14 protein-coding genes are annotated in these 15,264 nt (G+C 65.5%); 6 read left to right on the forward strand and 8 right to left on the reverse strand.

Annotation, left to right across the window (positions count from 1 at the left end):
- Window positions 1-62: 62 nt before the first annotated feature.
- The 3 genes from gltA to KUH32_RS15430 all read left to right on the forward strand — a co-directional run bounded on the left by gltA (window position 63) and on the right by KUH32_RS15430 (window position 4,758).
- On the forward strand, window positions 63-1,358 hold the full coding sequence (gltA, locus tag KUH32_RS15420; protein ID WP_217779490.1) for a citrate synthase: 1,296 nt from the start codon (window positions 63-65) through the stop codon (window positions 1,356-1,358).
- A 286-nt stretch (window positions 1,359-1,644) separates the two neighbouring features.
- Window positions 1,645-3,771 (forward strand): hypothetical protein, encoded by a 2,127-nt coding sequence (locus KUH32_RS15425; protein ID WP_217779491.1) that lies wholly within the window; start codon window positions 1,645-1,647, stop codon window positions 3,769-3,771.
- Window positions 3,772-3,942: 171 nt separating this feature from the next.
- The gene (locus KUH32_RS15430) at window positions 3,943-4,758 is read left to right on the forward strand and encodes a calcium-binding protein (protein ID WP_217779492.1); all 816 of its coding nucleotides are present in this window, start codon (window positions 3,943-3,945) and stop codon (window positions 4,756-4,758) included.
- Here KUH32_RS15430 and KUH32_RS15435 read toward each other — a convergent pair.
- The 5 genes from KUH32_RS15435 to KUH32_RS15455 all read right to left on the reverse strand — a co-directional run bounded on the left by KUH32_RS15435 (window position 4,755) and on the right by KUH32_RS15455 (window position 9,287).
- The gene (locus tag KUH32_RS15435) at window positions 4,755-5,531 is read right to left on the reverse strand and encodes an enoyl-CoA hydratase-related protein (RefSeq protein WP_217779493.1); all 777 of its coding nucleotides are present in this window, start codon (window positions 5,529-5,531) and stop codon (window positions 4,755-4,757) included. The two genes, KUH32_RS15430 and KUH32_RS15435, sit on opposite strands and share 4 nt — an antisense overlap.
- Window positions 5,532-5,624: 93 nt before the next feature.
- Window positions 5,625-6,095 carry a cytochrome c-type biogenesis protein gene (locus tag KUH32_RS15440; RefSeq protein ID WP_217779494.1) on the reverse strand — a complete coding sequence of 157 codons (471 nt, stop codon included), beginning with the start codon at window positions 6,093-6,095 and terminating at the stop codon, window positions 5,625-5,627.
- Window positions 6,092-8,056: a heme lyase CcmF/NrfE family subunit gene (locus KUH32_RS15445; RefSeq protein WP_217779495.1), complete on the reverse strand. Its 1,965-nt coding sequence runs from the start codon at window positions 8,054-8,056 to the stop codon at window positions 6,092-6,094. The genes KUH32_RS15440 and KUH32_RS15445 overlap by 4 nt, the downstream gene beginning before the upstream one ends.
- A 74-nt stretch (window positions 8,057-8,130) precedes the next feature.
- Window positions 8,131-8,673 carry a holin family protein gene (locus tag KUH32_RS15450; RefSeq protein WP_217779496.1) on the reverse strand — a complete coding sequence of 181 codons (543 nt, stop codon included), beginning with the start codon at window positions 8,671-8,673 and terminating at the stop codon, window positions 8,131-8,133.
- Entirely contained in the window at window positions 8,664-9,287 is a 624-nt protein-coding gene (locus tag KUH32_RS15455; protein ID WP_254899183.1) for a holin-associated N-acetylmuramidase, read from the reverse strand. Before KUH32_RS15455 ends, KUH32_RS15450 begins: the two co-directional genes overlap by 10 nt.
- Before the next feature lie 79 nt (window positions 9,288-9,366).
- On the opposite strand from KUH32_RS15455, the gene KUH32_RS15460 reads away from it, so the two are divergent.
- Entirely contained in the window at window positions 9,367-9,786 is a 420-nt protein-coding gene (locus KUH32_RS15460; protein ID WP_217779497.1) for a cupin domain-containing protein, read from the forward strand.
- Window positions 9,783-10,277 carry an acyl-CoA thioesterase gene (locus KUH32_RS15465; RefSeq protein ID WP_217779498.1) on the forward strand — a complete coding sequence of 165 codons (495 nt, stop codon included), beginning with the start codon at window positions 9,783-9,785 and terminating at the stop codon, window positions 10,275-10,277. The genes KUH32_RS15460 and KUH32_RS15465 overlap by 4 nt, the downstream gene beginning before the upstream one ends.
- 67 nt (window positions 10,278-10,344) lie before the next feature.
- Here the strand turns inward: KUH32_RS15465 and pgi are convergent, their stop codons facing one another.
- From pgi to zwf, 3 genes are read right to left on the reverse strand one after another with little or no spacing between them, the layout of a single operon-like run.
- On the reverse strand, window positions 10,345-11,925 hold the full coding sequence (gene pgi, locus KUH32_RS15470; protein WP_217779499.1) for a glucose-6-phosphate isomerase: 1,581 nt from the start codon (window positions 11,923-11,925) through the stop codon (window positions 10,345-10,347).
- Window positions 11,926-11,929: 4 nt separating this feature from the next.
- Window positions 11,930-12,607 (reverse strand): 6-phosphogluconolactonase, encoded by a 678-nt coding sequence (pgl, locus tag KUH32_RS15475; RefSeq protein ID WP_217779500.1) that lies wholly within the window; start codon window positions 12,605-12,607, stop codon window positions 11,930-11,932.
- Complete coding sequence (gene zwf, locus KUH32_RS15480) at window positions 12,604-14,058, reverse strand: glucose-6-phosphate dehydrogenase (RefSeq protein ID WP_217779844.1); 1,455 nt, start codon at window positions 14,056-14,058, stop codon at window positions 12,604-12,606. The genes pgl and zwf overlap by 4 nt, the downstream gene beginning before the upstream one ends.
- Window positions 14,059-14,265: 207 nt before the next feature.
- Between zwf and KUH32_RS15485 the strand changes: the two genes are divergently transcribed.
- A complete protein-coding gene (locus KUH32_RS15485) occupies window positions 14,266-15,213 on the forward strand; it encodes a radical SAM protein (RefSeq protein WP_217779501.1) in 948 nt (315 codons plus the stop codon).
- The last annotated feature ends 51 nt before the right edge of the window (window positions 15,214-15,264 follow it).

The following is a 15,264-nucleotide window of genomic DNA, read 5'->3' on the forward strand; positions in this document are numbered from 1 at the left end:
GATGCTTTTCGTCTGATGGGCAATGGCGCCCGCCAGACCGCTTTGTGGAAGGGAAGAACAGCATGGCCGAGCCGACGAAAACCGCCACTCTGACCATCGACGGAAAAAGTTTCGATCTGCCGGTCCATTCCCCGACCGCCGGGCCGGACGTGATCGACATCCGCAAGCTCTATGGCCAGGCCGGCGTGTTCACCTACGATCCCGGCTATACCTCGACCGCCAGCTGCGACAGCACGATCACCTATATCGACGGCGACGAGGGCATCCTGCTGCATCGCGGCTATCCGATCGATCAGCTCGCCGGCAAGTCGCACTACCTCGAAGTCTGCTACCTGCTGCTGTACGGCAGCCTGCCGACCGCCGCCGAGCTTGAGAGCTTCGAAAGCACGATCACCCGCCACACCATGATCCACGAGCAGATGCACAACTTCTTCCGCGGCTTCCGCCGGGATGCGCATCCGATGGCGACGATGGTGGGTGTGGTCGGCGCCATGTCGGCCTTTTACCACGACAGCACCGACATCTCCGACCCGCTGCAGCGCGAGATCGCCAGCCACCGGCTGATCGCCAAGATGCCGACGATCGCGGCGATGGCCTACAAGTATTCCATCGGCCAGCCCTTCGTCTATCCGCGCAACGATCTGGATTACGCGGCGAACTTCCTGCACATGTGTTTCGCGGTCCCGGCCGAGGAATACGTGGTCGACCCGATCCTGGCGCGCGCGATGGACCGCATCTTCACCCTGCATGCCGATCACGAACAGAACGCCTCGACCTCGACGGTGCGGCTGGCCTCGTCCTCGGGCGCCAATCCCTTTGCCTGCATCGCCGCCGGTATCGCCTGCCTCTGGGGCCCGGCGCATGGTGGCGCCAACCAGGCCTGCCTCGAGATGCTCAAGGAAATCGGCACGCCCGACCGCATTCCCGAATACATCGCCCGCGCCAAGGACAAGAACGATCCGTTCCGCCTGATGGGCTTCGGCCACCGCGTCTACAAGAATTTCGATCCGCGCGCGACGGTGATGAAACAATCCGCCGACGAGGTGCTGGACCTGATGGGGGTCGAGAACAACCCGATCCTCGCTGTCGCCAAGGAACTGGAAGCGGCAGCCCTGGCCGACCCCTATTTCGCGGAAAAGAAGCTTTTCCCGAACGTCGATTTCTATTCGGGCATCATCCTCGAGGCGATGGGCTTTCCGACCTCGATGTTCACGCCGATCTTCGCGCTGTCGCGCACTGTCGGCTGGATCAGCCAGTGGAAGGAACAGCTGAGCGATCCGCAACACAAGATCGGCCGCCCCCGTCAGCTTTACCTGGGCGAAACGCAGCGCGACTACGTGGACATCGAAAAGCGCTGAACGCATCGCCGCGAAACCTTGCGGAACCCGGCGCCCCGGCGCCGGGTTTTTTCGTTTCGGTGCCAAGCCCTGTGCCATTTTCCTGCCGCAGATCCCGTCGCCTGGCAGGCGACAATGCTCCGCGCTTCGGGCCTTTGTCTTCACACGCCAATTCAATGGCCGTCCGTAGGCTGTGAAAACGCCTGGAAACAGTCTGTTTCCGTCAAATCCGTCAGAAATGCGGCGACATTAAGGTATTCCGAACCCGCATCTCGGGGGGATGTTTCGCGTATTTCAGGAGGGCGTCATGTCCGGAACCCAAAAAACCATTTTGCTCGGATGCGACCCGGTCGTCCGCCTTGTCATTACCGAAGACGAAGGCAACCTCGTCTTCCAGCTTTTCAGCCAAGACCCGACGACGGATATCGACGGTTTTTTCTTCAACCTGACCGACGACAGCGTGACGCCGACCATCACCATTTTCCCGAAGGTCGACGATCCGATCGGCGACGTGATCGACTTCCGGGCCGAACCGGGTATCCTCAACCAGCTCGACAACGGTGCGCAGACCCAGGAACAGTTCGACGTCGAGGTGCAGTTCGGCGAAAACCCCGGATCGAACGCGGGCCAGGTCAACGAAACCGGCTTCACCCTTTACCTCGACAGTCTTCAGCCGCTGACGCTGGATGACGTCGAAATGTCCAAGCTGGTCGCGGTGGTCAATTCCGACAACGGTCAGGGGCTGGCGCTGATCGGCGGCGAAACCGCCGCGATCGAGGTCACCGAAACGGTGATCGACGTGGATTTCGGCATATCGGACGGCGCTGATATCGAAACCGAAACCGGCATCGCTTCGGCCGATGGCTGGTTCGCCCAGGGCGGCGCGGCGCGGGCCAGCGGCGCGGGCGACGGTGCGCTGCGGCTGGACCCGGTGACTGTTGCGGGTGCGGCGGCGCTCAGCTTCGACATCCGTGCGATCAATCCCCAGAATTTCGAGGCGTCAGGCAGCTATGCCGACAGCTTTTCGGTCGAGGTGCAGCTGGATGACGGGTCGTGGATCGTGCTGGATACCTTCGTGGTCGACCCGCATACCGACACCTTCACCGGATCGGAAACCGGGCAGAGCTTCGGCGGCGGGGACGCCACCACCCTGACCTATTCCGGCGGAGTGCTCGACGGCATCGACGGCACCGCCAGCTTCCGGCTGGTCGCCGATATCTCGGCGGCCAACGAGATCCTCGAAGTCGACAACATCCAGGTCACGACCACGAGCCTGTCTTCCGGTCCGCTCACGACGCAGGTGCCGGTCGTCATTCAGTCCGAGGATTTCGACGGGCTGTCCTATGCCAGCCAAAGCGATGCGGTCGAGGGCAGCACGCATTGGGACGTGCGCCATGGCCAGTTGGAAACCGACGGCGGCGACGACGGCGCGATCACCTTCGCGGAACTGGCGGTGGATGGGCCGGTGGAATTCGCCTTCGACGCCCGCGGCATCAACATCCACGAATTCGAAGCCGACGGGCGCTATGCCGACAGCCTGCGCGTCGAGGTGCAGATCGACGGCGGCGACTGGGTGGTTCTGGACGAATTCCGCGTCAACGACGCCGGCAACGCCCTGGTCGGGTCGGAAACCGGCCAGGCAATCACCGGTTCGATGTCCGGACTGGAATATGCCGGCGGCATTCTGGACGACGCCACCGAAAGCGTGCAGTTCCGTTTCGTTTCGGACATATCGGCCTGCAACGAAAAGATCCGCATCGACAATGTCGAGGTGCGCGAGATCGAAACCGTCGTGGTCGAGGGCGGCCAGGAGGTTTGCGAGGATTTCGAAACCGCATCGGCGGGCGATGTCGTCGATGGCCAGTTCGATTTCTTCACCGTCAGCGCGCAGCGCAACGGCGATGACGCCAACAGCGAAAACGATGCGATGATCTTCGACACCGCCAACCCGACCGGCGGCGATTGGGATCTGCATTTCCCGGACCAGGGCAATGCGATCATCGTGTCCGAGGACAATGACAGCGACGACCCCGATGACGAGGCCCATGGCGGCACGATCACCTTCAACTTCGACGCGCCGTCCGTGGTGACCAGCCTGACCGTGCTGGACATCGAAGAGCCGGGCGGGATGATCGACCTCTACGATGCCGAGGGCGAACTGATCTCGTCGATCGACATTCCGATCACCGGCAACAACGGCACGGCCGAAGTGGCGATCGGGGTCGAGGGCGTGGCTGTGATGGACGTGGTGCTGGCCGGGTCCGGTGCCGTGGACGATCTGTGTTTCATCCCGCCTGCGCAGACGGATGCCTATTGCGACCAGTATGCCGTCGCCTATGACGACTGGACGGGTCCGAACGACACCGATGACGCCTATACGCAAACCGAAACCGACCAGCAGGAACCCGACCCGCTGGCCGACGCGATCGTTTGACCCGGGGGGCCCGCGCGGCCGGCGAGGTTCGCCCCGCGGCCGCGCGACGATCTGCCGGACTTGCCGGGGCTCGAATTGATTTGATTTTGCCGTGAAACCGGCGCGTGCTGATTGGTGACATGGCCCATGCCGATACGGTTTCGGCAGGCCGTTCTTGTTGGGGGACAAGGTATGATTGCTTTGGGTTTGCTGTTCGCGCTGGCGGTGCCGTTGCTGCTGATGAGCATCGGGTCCGATGATGACGATGATGGCGGCAGCGACGGTGATGAGAACATCCGCGGCGCAAGGATCGAAGGCACCGAAGACCGCGAATTCCTCGAAGGTGGCGCGGGCGACGACCGGATCGACGGGCTGGGTGGCGACGATCTTCTGGCCGGACGCGGCGGCGACGATACGCTGAACGGCGGCGACGGCCCCGACCTGCTTTACGGCGGTCTCGGCGACGACCTGTCCCGCGGCGGACCGGGTGACGACCTGATCGTCGATTTCGCGGGCGCCGACACGCTGATCGGCAGCGACGGCGACGATCTGGTGATTTCCGGAGGCACCGGCGATGTCGATGCGGTGATCGCGCTGCTGAGCACGACATCCGGCCCGATTCCCGATGATGCGGTCGAAGAGGCGCTGAACCTTGTCCTCGAGCCCAACCCCGGCGATCCGGGCGACGAATTGCGCCTGGGCGCGGGCGACGACGTGGCGATCCTGGGTGAAAACGACACCGTTCTCACCGGGTCCGGTGTCGACACGCTGATCGCCGGCGACTGGATTGGCGACCAGGCGGTGACCATCACCGAATTCGACCCCGCCAGTGACGTGCTGGTCTATTCCTATACCGGCCCCGAACCGCTTATCACCCTGACCGAAGACGATGACGGCGCGGTGGGCATTCTTGCCAACGGCATCCGGTTCGCCACGCTGACGGACGTGGATTTCTTCGATATCGACGCCAGCGCCGTGGTGCTGCTGGACCGATCGGCTGCGGTCTAGCGGCCCTCGTAATGCGCCGGGCGCTTTTCAAGGAAGGCCACCACGCCTTCCTTGAAGTCCCGCGTCTTGCCGCATTGGCCCTGCAGCTTGGCCTCAAGCGCCAGCTGAGCCTCGATGTCGTTCTCGAACGACCCGCGCAACGCCTGTTTTACCCGCGCATAGGCTGCCGACGGCCCCTTGGCCAGATGCGCTGCGCGCGCCTTCCAATGTGCGTCGAACCCCGCATCGGGCACCGATTCCCAGATCATGCCCCAGTCATCGGCCTGCTTGGCGCTGATCTTGTCGGCGAACAACGCCGCCCCCATCGCCTTGGCCAGCCCCATCTGGCGCGGCAGGAACCAGGTGCCGCCGGCATCGGGGATCAGGCCGATCCGGGTGAAGGCCTGCAGGAAGAAGGCCGATTCGGTGGCGATGACCACGTCGGCCGACAGCGCCAGGTTCGCCCCTGCCCCGGCCGCCGCGCCGTTGACGGCGCTGATCGTCGGCACCGGGCAATCGAAGATCGCCCGCAGCATCGGCACGTATTCATCGCGCAGCGTGCGTTCCAAATCCAGGTTCGCGGCATTCGCGCGATCGCCCAGGTCCTGGCCCGAACAGAACGCCCTGCCCGCGCCGGTCAGCACCACCACGCGCGCCTCGCGACCGCCCGTCTGCACAGCATCGGTGATCTCGGCCCGCATCTGGGTGTTCAGCGCATTCATCACGTCGGGACGGTTCAGCGTGACCGTGGCGATATCGTCGGTGATGTCGAAAAGGATTGTGTCGTATTGCATGCAGCGCTCCCTGTCGCGGTTGCGCGCATCAAACACTGAACCGAACGGTTTGGCAAACCACGACGCGGCGTTACACCGGTCCGGCGGGCGGCGTCATTCGTCCAGCAATTCCCGAAGCCGGGCCCGCTCGGTGGCGCTGAGGCTTGCCTCGGTCTCGGGCGACGCTGATGCCCGGCGCTTGATATAGATCGCGCCCGACCCAAGCGCGATCAGGAACAGCAAGGGCCCGGCAGCCCAAAGCAGCTTGTTCCAGCCGGTCACCGTGGGTTGCAGCAGGACGAATTCGCCATAACGGTCGACGATGAATGTGATCGCCTCGTCGTCGCTGTCGCCCGCCACCAGGCGTTCACGCACCAGAAGGCGCAGATCGCGCGCCAGCGAGGCATTCGATTCGTCGATGCTTTCGTTCTGGCAGACCAGGCAGCGCAGGCCCTTGGACAGCTCGCGCGCCCGTTCTTCCAGGACCGGGTCGTCAAGCACCTCGTCGGGCTGCACGGCCAGAGCCGGCAGCGCCATCAAGGCGGCCAATGCGATCGATGCCAAGCCGGATGCGCGGCGGGTCATTCTGCCGGCACTCCGGCAGCAGGTGCCTTGCGAGCCCCCGCCGCGACGCGAAAGCGCCGGTCGGACAGGCTGATGCAGCCACCAAGCGCCATCAGGATCGATCCGGCCCAGATCCAGTTCGCCAGCGGCTTGATATAGGTGCGCACCACCCAACCGCCATCGGCCTGTTTGTCGCCGATGACCAGATAGACATCACGCAGGAAGCGGTAATCGATCGCCGCCTCGGTCGTGGGCATGCGGGCCACCGGGTAGTTGCGCTTTTCCGGGTAAAGCGTGGTGATCAGATCGCCGCCACGCCGCACCTCCATCGTCGCCATCGTGGACAGATAGTTCGGCCCCTGGACATCGCGCACTTCGGCCAGGGTGATCTCGAATCCCGCCACGTCAAAGGGTTCGCCGATCTGCGCGACGCGGATATCCTCGACCTGCCAGGCCATCAGCCCGGCGATGCCCACCATCGTGACCCCCAGGCCCGAATGCGCGACGGCCTTGCCCCAATCGGCGCGCGGCAGACGCAACAGGCGCGACCAGTCGCGGTCCTGTCCCAGCCGGCTGACCAGTTCGGTCGCCGCCCCGGCCACCAGCCATGTGCCAAGGAACACGCCAACCGGCCCAAGCAGGCTGCGCCCGGTCTGCATGGTCCAGACCAGCCCCATCAGCAACACCGCAAGCACGAAGGCCCATCGCATCGCATAGGCGGTCTTGCCCAGCTTGGCGCGCTTCCAGCTCAGCGTCGATCCGATGGGCAACAGCAGGCCCAGCAGCACCATGAACGGCGTGAAAGCCATGTTGAAGAACGGCGCCCCGACGCTCAGCTTGCGGTCAAAGAACATCTCGGCCACCAGCGGCCACATCGTGCCGAAGAACACGACGAAACAGCTGACCGCCAGCAGGATGTTGTTGGCCACCAGCGCCGATTCCCGGCTGACCACGCCGAACACACCCTTGGCCTCCATCTCCGAGGCGCGCGCCGCGAACAGCGTCAGCGCACCGCCGGTGAAAAACACCAGGATCGCCAGGATGAAGATGCCGCGCTCGGGATCGGTGGCAAAGGCATGAACCGATGTCAGCAGGCCCGATCGCACGATGAACGTGCCGATCAGCGAGAACCCGAAGGCCAGGATCGCCAGCAGGATCGTCCAGCTTTTCAACGCCTCGCGCTTTTCCACCACGATGGCCGAATGCAGCAGGGCGGCCGCCAGCAGCCAGGGCATGAAGGATGCGTTTTCAACCGGGTCCCAGAACCAGAAACCGCCCCAGCCCAGTTCGTAATAGGCCCACCAGGACCCAAGCGCGATCCCGATGGTCAGGAACACCCAGGCAGCCAACGTCCACGGCCGCACCCAGCGGCCCCAGGCGGCGTCGACCCGCCCTTCGATCAGCGCGGCGACGGCAAAGCTGAAGCAGATGCTCAGACCCACATAGCCCAGGTACAGAAACGGAGGATGCAGCGCCAGGCCGACATCCTGCAACAACGGGTTCAGGTCCTGCCCGTCGAAAGGCGGAACCGCGACGCGCAGGAACGGGTTCGACGTGAACAGCATGAACGCCAGAAAAGCCACGCCCACCATGCCCTGCACCGCGATCACCCGTGCCCGCAGGCTGGGCGGCAGGTTGCCGCCGAACCACGCCGCCATCGCGCCGAACAAAGCGAGGATCAGCACCCAAAGAAGCAGCGATCCTTCATGGTTCCCCCAGACGCCGCTGATCTTGTACAGGAACGGCTTCAGCGAATGGCTGTTCATCACGACCAGCTGCAACGAAAAGTCCGACGTGACGAACGCATAGGTCAGCGCCGCGAAGGAGAACGCGACCAGCAGGAATTGCGTTGTCGCCGCGGGTTCGGCCACCGCCATCCAGCCGGGCCAGCGTTTGTGCGCGCCGACCAGCGGCACGACCGCCTGCACGCAGGCGACGAAGAACGACAGGATGAGGGCGAAATGTCCGAGCTCTGTAATCATGCGCTCGAATATAACCGGGAAAACGGGTTGGCCAATTGATTTCGGCCAACCCCACGATCACAATGTTGCGGCTTTCAGCCGCGCCTCGCGCGCCAGTCGGCCAGTGCCGGATTGTCGCCGGTTTCGACCGGTGCGGTGGCGTCGCCGGTTTCGCGCAGCGCCTCGACATCGCGGACGGTGCGCACCACCTGCGGCACGGCGGCCATGGTCGCGGCCAATTCGCGCTGGAAATCCTGTCCCTTGGCCTGGTGGCGCGCGCCGAAATAGAAGCTGACGATCGCCGCCAGCAACCACCACAACGGTTCGGGCACCAGCGCGATGCCGGCCATACGCGCGGCGAACCAGACCGGGTCGACCATCGCGGCCACGAAAAGCCCCAGCGTGCCAAGCGCCATCGCCGGGCGCGGCACCCGGTTCAGCGCGTCCATCAGCCGGTCGAACCAGCCCCGCCGGACCAGCCGGAATTCCTGGCCGAACTGGTTCAGCGCCGCACCCTGCAGGTCATGGGCGCGCGCATCCTCGGCCTCGGCATTGACTCGGAACACCTCGGCCGTTTCCGCGATCACGTTGCGGCCGGACCCGAAGACCATCGAAAACAACCGCTCCATCAGCCCCATGACGCCACCCGCGCGCGGAACTGCGCGTCCGTCAGATGATAGCGCGGCGCGATGAATTCCTCGGCACGCCTGATCCAGCCGCCCTTTCCGCCGGCGCGGGTGCGCGCGTATTTGCGGCTGGCCGGGCGGCTGTCGGCGATGGCGAAATAGTAGTTGCGCCGCGCGATGCCGTAGGCGTCGGCGATGTGGTCGGGCGCCTTGGCGAATGCGCGCTGCGCCGCGCCGATGGTCTGCGGCCCGATCGCGCCGTCCACCGCCACCGGCTCGCCCATCTGCCGCAACAGGCGCTGCAGCACCTTCACCGCGTTGGCGCCCGCATTGACATACATGTCGAAGACGCTGGCATGCAGCACCGCAGGCAACGCGGCGATACCGGGCCGCTCGAAATAATGGTGCAGATAGATGTCGACCGCCTGCGCGCGGCTCAACCGCCGCACATCCGCCTCGCTCACCCGGCCATCGCCGGTCAGGTCCAGCCCCAACCGCCGCATGGTGTGGATTGTGACGCCGTGGTTGGTGGCGCCGCCGGGATCGTCGGGATCGTTCACATAGCCGCCTTCGCGGGCGACGATCTCCTCGGCCATTCGACGCACCGATTTGTCTTGGTTGCTCATTGTCTTGTGCCTCTTGCTCGATGTGACAAGTGACGGCACTCTGCGCGGCATTGGTTAACCGGGCTTGCGAGCAGCGTTCATGACCGCGGCAGAGATCATCGAAAGGTTAAGGCTCGCCCCGCATCCCGAGGGGGGCCACTACCGCCAGACCTGGATCGCCGAGGGCGCGGGCCGCCCCTCGGGCAGCTGCATCTATTTCCTGCTGGCCGCGGGCGAGCGCAGCCATTGGCACCGGGTCGACGCCGCCGAGATCTGGCATTTCTACGCCGGTGACCCGCTGGTCCTGTCGGTGTCGGCATCCGATACCGGGCCGCGCACCGATCACGTTCTGGGCCCTGACCTGGGGGCCGGGCAGATGCCGCAGATCGTCGTGCCCGCGGTGCACTGGCAGGCCGCGCGCAGCACCGGCGCCTGGACGCTGGCGGGCTGCACCGTCTCGCCCGCGTTTCAGTTCGACGGCTTCACCCTCGCCCCGCCGGAGTTCGACATCCCGACATGACCGACCTGCCCTATCACACGCCCCTGAGCCCCGATCAGCAGCGCGCCTTCGGCGTCGCCGACCCGCAGCCGCTGGCCATGGCCGACCGGGTCCGGTTCGGCGAGCTTGACCTGCTGGGCCATGTCAACAACGCCATCTACATGCGCTGGTTCGAAAGCCTGCGGGTGCGCTATTTCCAGGATTGGGGGATCTCGACCTATCGCGACCACGCAAGCGAGCCGCGCATCGTCATCCGCCGCGGCGAGATCGACTACCTGGCCGAGGTGCGGATGGACCAGGCCTTTGTCTGCACCGCCGCAACGCGCCGCTTTCGCACCAGCAGCTTCACCATGTGGCAGGAATTGTGGGTCGAGGGGCGGCTGAGCGCCACCATGGCCAGCGTGATCGTGCTGCTGAGCCCCGACGGGTCGGGCCGGATGCCGATCCCCGACGCCGTGTTGCACCGCATGCGCGCCGTCGACAAGGCCGCGCCGGCGATATCCGGGGGATGAGGGGCCAGCCCCTCTTGGCCTGCGGCCAATTCACCCCGGGATATTTGCGAACCAGAGAAGGACCGGGTCAGCCGCCATGGCGCAGCTTGTACGACACCAGTTGCGCGGTCGAGCCGTCCTTGCCCTGCGTGCCCGCCTCGCCGCTGACCACCGGGCCAAGCGCCGTGGCCAGTTCCTTGCCCAGTTCCACGCCCCACTGGTCGTAGGAGTTGATGTCCAGGATCACCCCTTCGACGAAGACCCGGTGTTCGTAGAGCGCGATGATCTTGCCCAGCGTCTCGGGGTCGAGCCGGGGGTAGATCAGCGTGGTCGAAGGGCGGTTGCCGGGGAAAACCCGGTGGCGGGCCTGGCGGTCCAGTTCCGCGCCGGTGAACTTGTCCGCCACCCTGGCGCGCGCCTCATTCAGGCTGCGGCCGCGCATCAGCGCTTCGGATTGCGCCAGGCAATTGGCGACCAGCAGGTCGTGGTGGTGCTTAAGATCCGGCTCGTGGCCCCGGGCGGCGACCAGGAATTCGCACGGGATCACCCGCGTGCCCTGGTGGATCAGCTGGTAGAAGGCATGCTGGCCGTTGGTGCCCGGCTCGCCCCAGACCACCGGGCCGGACTGGCAGGCCAGCGTGCTGCCGTCCATCGCCACGCCCTTGCCGTTGCTTTCCATCTCGAGCTGCTGGAGATAGGCGGGCAGCCGCGCCAGGCGGTTGTCATAGGGCAGCACCGCGCGCGTGGCATGGCCTTGCCCCTGGTTGTGCCACAGGCCCACCAGCGCCAGCAGGACCGGCATGTTCTCGGGCAGCGCCGCCGCGCGGAAATGCGTGTCCATCGCCTGCGCACCGCGCAGGAAGGCGCGGAACGCCTCGGGTCCGATGGCGATCATCACAGACAGCCCGATCGGCCCCCAGACCGAATAGCGCCCGCCGACCCAATCCTCGAAACCCAGCACGCGGTCGCCGGGAATGCCCCATTCGGCCGCGGCTTCGGTGTTGGATGACAGCGCCACGAAGCGACCATCGGTCGACACGCCGTGATCGGACAGCCAGGCCCGCGCGGTGCGGGCATTGGTCATCGTCTCGATCGTGGTGAAGGTCTTGGAGGCGACGATGAACAGCGTCCGCGCCGGATCGCAAAGCCGCAGCGTGTCGGCGATATCGGCGCCGTCCACGTTCGACACGAAATGGCAGCGCGGCCCGTCGTGATAGGGCGACAGCGCCCGCACCGCCATGGCGGGGCCCAGGTCGGACCCGCCGATGCCGATATTGACCACATCCGCGATGTCGCCGGCGCGGATATCCCGCGCGACGGTTTCCATCCGGGCCAGGGTCTCCAGCACGCCGGGCATGACGTCCTGGCCGTCCACCAGGACGGGGCCGCCATCGAGATTGCGCAGCGCGGTGTGCAGCACCGCCCGGCCTTCGGTTTCGTTGATCTTTCGACCGCCGAACATCGCATCGCGCCGTTGCGCGACGCCGGCTGCCTCGGCGATGCCGATCAGCGCGTCGCGCAGGGCCGTGTCCACTTGCGTCTTGGAATAGTCGAACAGCATCCCGCAGGCATCCAGGCTGAATGCCCCTGCCCGCCCGGAATCGTCGAACAGCGTCTCGATCCGGCGGTCGCCGATCCGCGCCGCATGGTCTTTCAGAATGTCCAGCATGATCCTACTTCGCCCAATGTATCTTGGCGCCGTCCAGCACCGCGTTGATCGGCGCATCTTCCGGCGCCTTGCCGCGCGCCGCTTCCAGCGCCTGCCGCTTTTCCTCGCCGAAGATCAGCACGTGCTTGCGCAGCGCGCCGTCCAGCACCGGCGCCGTCAGCGTCAACCGCGGCTCGGGCGCGCCCGGTGCCCGCATCGGCAGCAGGATCGGCGCACGGGCCGACAACCCCTCGGCCAGCCGGTCGGCGCCCGGAAACAGCGACGCGGTGTGCATGTCCGCGCCCATGCCCAGCAACAGCACGGCGATCGGCAGTTCGGTCTCGATCCGCGCCGCCAGGGTCTCGGCAGCCGCGTCGCAATCCTGGCCTTCTGCCCAAAGCGGCAACAGCTGCGCCGCCGCGGCACGATCGACCAGCAGCCGTTCCCGCAACAGCCGCGTGTTGGAGCGTTCGTGATCCGGGGCCACCCAGCGTTCGTCGGTCAGCAGCACGTCGACCCGGCTCCAGTCCAGGTCGGCGGCGCAAAGATCGTCGAAGACCGGCCCAGGCGAGGTGCCGCCGGGGACCGCCAGCACCGCACGGTCTTCGTGGGCGAGCGCCTCGCGCAGGTCGCCGGCCAGCTGATTGGCCAGGTCGATGGCCAGCATGTCGCGGTCGGGGTATTCCAGAAAGGTATAGCTCATGCCCGGATATCCCGCCATTTGCGCCCGTCGCGATGCATCAGCATCAGCGCGTCTTCGGGCCCGGACGACCCGCTTTCATAGGGTTTCGGCACCTCGCCGCGTTTCTGCCAGCCGGCGATGATCGGATCGGTCCAGGCCCAGGCGGCCTCGACCTCGTCGCCGCGCATGAACAGCGTCTGGTTGCCGCGGATCACGTCCATGATCAGCCGTTCATAGGCATCGGGCACATCCGCCGCTTCGGGGCCAAGCGCCTTGGCAAAGGTCATGTCCAGCGGCACGTCCACCAGGCGCATGCCCCCCGGCCCGGGTTCCTTGATGGTCACGTCCAGCGTCATGCCCTCGTTGGGCTGCAGCCGGATCGCCAGCACGTTGCGGTGCCGCCCGGATTCGGCGCCGAAGATCGAATGCGGCGCGTCCTTGAACACCACCACGATTTCCGATGTCCGCGCCCGCAGCCGCTTGCCGGTGCGCAGGTAGAACGGCGTGCCCGCCCACCGCCAGTTCGACACGTGGCACTTGAGCGCGACAAAGCTTTCGGTGGTCGAACGCGGGTTCTCGGCATGCTCGCGATAGCCGCCGTCGCCCGCGCTGGCCTCGTACTGGCCGCGCACGATGTGATGCGGGTCGACCGGATCGAGCGCGCGGATCACCTTGAGCTTTTCGTCGCGCACCGCGTCCGGTTCGAATCGCGCCGGTGGTTCCATCGCGATCAGGCACAACAGCTGCATCAGGTGGTTCTGCACCATGTCCCGCATCGCGCCCGACTTGTCGTAATAGCTGCCGCGCCCGCCGACGCCCACGGTTTCGGCCACGGTGATCTGGATGTGGTCGACATATTGCGCGTTCCACAACGGTTCGAACAGCATGTTGCCGAAGCGGACCGCCATCAGGTTCTGCACCGTTTCCTTGCCCAGGTAATGGTCGATCCGGTAGATCTGGTGTTCGTCGAAATGCCGCGCCAGCGTGGCGTTCAGCGCCTGCGCCGTGGCCAGATCGTTGCCAAAGGGTTTCTCGACCACGATCCGGCTTGCCGGCGTGGCCAGGCCGAAGGATTGCAGCCGTTCCGCGATATCGCCGAACAGGCTGGGCGCGACCGAGAAATAGAAGGCCCGCACCGCGTCATCCCGCAACCGTCCTTTCAGATCGGCCCAGCCGCCCTCGCCCTTGGCATCCACCGCGACATAACCGACCCGCGCCAGAAAGGCGTCCAGCGTGCCGTCCTCGCAGGCCCGGCCACCGCCGAATTCGCGGATCGCCTCGGCGACCATCTCGCGATAGCCGGCATCGTCCATGTCGGACCGCGCGGCGCCGACGATCTGCGCCGTCTCGGGCATCTGGCCCGAACAATAACGCCGGAACAATCCGGGCAGGATCTTGCGGCGGGCCAGGTCTCCGGTGCCACCGAAGATCACCAGGTCGAACGGGTCGACAGGGATGACTCGCGACACCATCTCGGGCATGGATCGGGCTTCCATTCGGAACTTCCTTTGCTTGCGGTCTAAGCCGGCGTTAGCGCTAACGCGACCCTCCTAGCGCAGGTTTTGCGCCGAGTCTAACACCTTCATGTCGCTTCACAATGGTGTCAGCCGAAAATCGCGGTCTGGCCAGAGCCTGGACAAGCCTCTAAGCCATTGAGTCGAAACAGGAGCGCGCAAAACATGAAAGACATCGCACCGGCCAAACCGGGCAAGTTCGAGGATCCGCACGTCACCGCCAAGGGCGAGATGCGCGCGCATGTGCGCCTGACCGACCCGCAGACCCTGTGGTTCAACACCGGTACGCTTTGCAACATCACCTGCGCGCATTGCTACATCGAAAGCTCGCCCTCGAACGACCGGCTGGTCTACCTGACCGCGGCCGAGGTCGAGGATTACCTCGATCAGCTCGAAGCCCGGAACTGGGGTGTGTCCGAGATCGGCTTCACTGGCGGCGAGCCGTTCATGAACCCCGACACGATCGCCATGGCCCGCGCCAGCCTCGCCCGCGGCTATCGCGTTCTAATCCTGACCAACGCCATGCGCCCGATGATGCGCAGATCGGTGCGCGCCGGGCTGCAGGCGCTGCAGGCCGATTTCGGAAACCGGCTGACCCTGCGGATCTCGGTCGATCATCACGGCGCCGAATTTCACGATCTCGAACGCGGCGCCGGCACGTTCGAAAAAACGCTCGCCGGCATGCGGTGGTTGCGCGATGCAGGCATCCGCATGGCCGTCGCCGGTCGCACCACCTGGGGCGAGACCGAAGCACAGGCCCGCGCCGGATACGCCGCGCTCTATGCCGCCGAAGGCTTTGCCATCGATGCCCACGATCCCGGCGAAACCGTGCTGTTTCCCGAAATGGACGAAACCGCCGACGTGCCCGAAATCACCACCGCCTGCTGGGGCATCCTGAACAAGTCGCCCGCCGACGTGATGTGCGCGTCATCGCGCATGGTGGTGAAACGCAAGGGCGCGGCGACACCGTCGGTGGTGGCCTGCACCCTGCTGCCCTACGACCGGCAATTCGAACTGGGCACCACCCTGGCCGAGGCCGAGGGCGCGGTCGCGCTCAACCATCCCCATTGCGCCAAGTTCTGCGTTCTGGGCGGCGCCAGCTGCTCGGCCTGAGCGCGGGCATCAAATTCCACAGGTGGAATTTGCAAATTTCTGTCGAGAAAT

The organism is Thalassococcus arenae (assembly GCF_019104745.1).
Lineage (GTDB): Bacteria > Pseudomonadota > Alphaproteobacteria > Rhodobacterales > Rhodobacteraceae > Thalassococcus_B > Thalassococcus_B arenae.

Bases quoted from the DNA above. Each gene is read 5' to 3' on its own strand.
- KUH32_RS15445 (WP_217779495.1), bottom strand. From the start codon at position 8,056: ATGATTACAGAGCTCGGACATTTCGCCCTCATCCTGTCGTTCTTCGTC.
- KUH32_RS15455 (WP_254899183.1), bottom strand. From the start codon at position 9,287: ATGAGCAACCAAGACAAATCGGTGCGTCGAATGGCCGAGGAGATCGTC.
- KUH32_RS15485 (WP_217779501.1), top strand. From the start codon at position 14,266: ATGAAAGACATCGCACCGGCCAAACCGGGCAAGTTCGAGGATCCGCAC.
- pgi (WP_217779499.1), bottom strand. From the start codon at position 11,925: ATGCTGGACATTCTGAAAGACCATGCGGCGCGGATCGGCGACCGCCGG.
- KUH32_RS15450 (WP_217779496.1), bottom strand. From the start codon at position 8,673: ATGGGGCTGATGGAGCGGTTGTTTTCGATGGTCTTCGGGTCCGGCCGC.
- KUH32_RS15460 (WP_217779497.1), top strand. From the start codon at position 9,367: ATGACCGCGGCAGAGATCATCGAAAGGTTAAGGCTCGCCCCGCATCCC.
- gltA (WP_217779490.1), top strand. From the start codon at position 63: ATGGCCGAGCCGACGAAAACCGCCACTCTGACCATCGACGGAAAAAGT.
- zwf (WP_217779844.1), bottom strand. From the start codon at position 14,058: ATGGTGTCGCGAGTCATCCCTGTCGACCCGTTCGACCTGGTGATCTTC.
- KUH32_RS15435 (WP_217779493.1), bottom strand. From the start codon at position 5,531: ATGCAATACGACACAATCCTTTTCGACATCACCGACGATATCGCCACG.
- KUH32_RS15430 (WP_217779492.1), top strand. From the start codon at position 3,943: ATGATTGCTTTGGGTTTGCTGTTCGCGCTGGCGGTGCCGTTGCTGCTG.
- KUH32_RS15440 (WP_217779494.1), bottom strand. From the start codon at position 6,095: ATGACCCGCCGCGCATCCGGCTTGGCATCGATCGCATTGGCCGCCTTG.
- KUH32_RS15465 (WP_217779498.1), top strand. From the start codon at position 9,783: ATGACCGACCTGCCCTATCACACGCCCCTGAGCCCCGATCAGCAGCGC.
- pgl (WP_217779500.1), bottom strand. From the start codon at position 12,607: ATGAGCTATACCTTTCTGGAATACCCCGACCGCGACATGCTGGCCATC.
- KUH32_RS15425 (WP_217779491.1), top strand. From the start codon at position 1,645: ATGTCCGGAACCCAAAAAACCATTTTGCTCGGATGCGACCCGGTCGTC.